At 46.8% G+C, this 1,296-nt stretch carries 1 protein-coding gene and 1 pseudogene; both read right to left on the reverse strand.

Annotated elements, in window-relative coordinates; genetic code table 11:
• Window positions 1–690: pseudogene (locus F6K18_RS36160) on the reverse strand (ISAzo13 family transposase); the annotation flags it as partial.
• A 35-nt stretch (window positions 691–725) separates the two neighbouring features.
• On the reverse strand, window positions 726–1,196 hold the full coding sequence (locus F6K18_RS36165; RefSeq protein ID WP_287528200.1) for a hypothetical protein: 471 nt from the start codon (window positions 1,194–1,196) through the stop codon (window positions 726–728).
• Between the last annotated feature and the right edge of the window lie 100 nt (window positions 1,197–1,296).

A 1,296-nucleotide genomic window follows, 5' to 3' on the forward strand; every position in this document is an offset into this window, starting at 1 on the left:
TCCCAAATGGGCAATTACAGTTGACCATTTGGGTAAGGTATCGGAAGGATGCCAATCCACCCGATAGGGTGCCAACGTATCTTTATCGACAGTAATCCCTTTTTCATAGACCTTATCCATGAGATGAACAACGGGATTGAATCCCTTCCAAGCCATGTTGCAGGTCCACTGAAAAACGGTATCGATAGAATCGAGAATTGCGCCATTCCAAAATTGTTCCAATGCCGCCCAACATCGCTCAATAGGGTTGTATTTACTGTGATAAGGGGGATAGTAAATTAACTCAAGGGTGAGCTCGCTATCTCGTGCAAACGTGACCATCCGCTTGATGAATTGTGTGCGGTCTGAGCGGGTAGCCCCACCACTATCTAGATTAATCGCCAAGGTGTGGATTTCGGAATAAACAGGCTGATTGTCGGCCCACCAATGTTCTAAACAATCCACGATGAAGTCAGGGGTCTCAGCAGATTGGCCCAAATAGATCGCTAATTCGTCGGTTTGCATATTGAGAATCCCAAAGGGGACTACTTTGCCCTGCCATTCAGTATCATGGTCATCAGCCTTAGGGGCTGTCTGTCGGCGATCTTTGCCCCCGCGTGAAAGATTGCCTAATTTGACTTTTGCCTTTGAGTCGATAGAGAGTCGTAAGACACCCTCATCCTTGTCGGCAGACATATTAGCACTGCGCACATGGGAGAATATAGTATCGGTTTCAGGAATCTTTTTTAGCGGCTTTGCTTTGAGGGTTTACGAAGACGATAGCCTAGACGATTCAGTAACCGTCCAATCGCTTGACGAGAGGGTAACGCCTCATCGGTGTATCCTTTTTGGGTTATTAACGCATCGCGGACGGCTTGAGCACTCACCTTGAGATAACGAAACTCGCTGCCAAACGTGGGATCAATTTGGGCCTCACCATCCACCAGTACGCGAATATCCTCTGACAGGTTGGGTAAAATCTCCTCAATTTTTTTGCGCCCCCTCGCTTGATAATTGTCCTGGTAAGAGATACCTGTTCTCAAGCTATCAAGTCCACGTTGAATGCTTCTGCGATCCCACCCTATCGCTGTTTCCGTTTTACGCGCTGACCCATCGAAATAGTCTAAGGCTACCTGAGCCGTAAACTCACGTTTCTTTTGACCTGTTAATTTACGGGCGGCATCTTTGAAGGTCGCTTTGATTTGGTCAGTCAGCATGGCGGCAGAGCAGTCTATTAGGATAACTATACTAATTTAGAATACTGGTGATCTATTTAGATGCACACGCCTAAGTTGATTACCTCGGATGGTTCCAAAA

The sequence above is a fragment of the Okeania sp. SIO2C2 genome (assembly GCF_010692625.1).
Classification (GTDB): Bacteria; Cyanobacteriota; Cyanobacteriia; order Cyanobacteriales; family Microcoleaceae; genus Okeania; species Okeania hirsuta.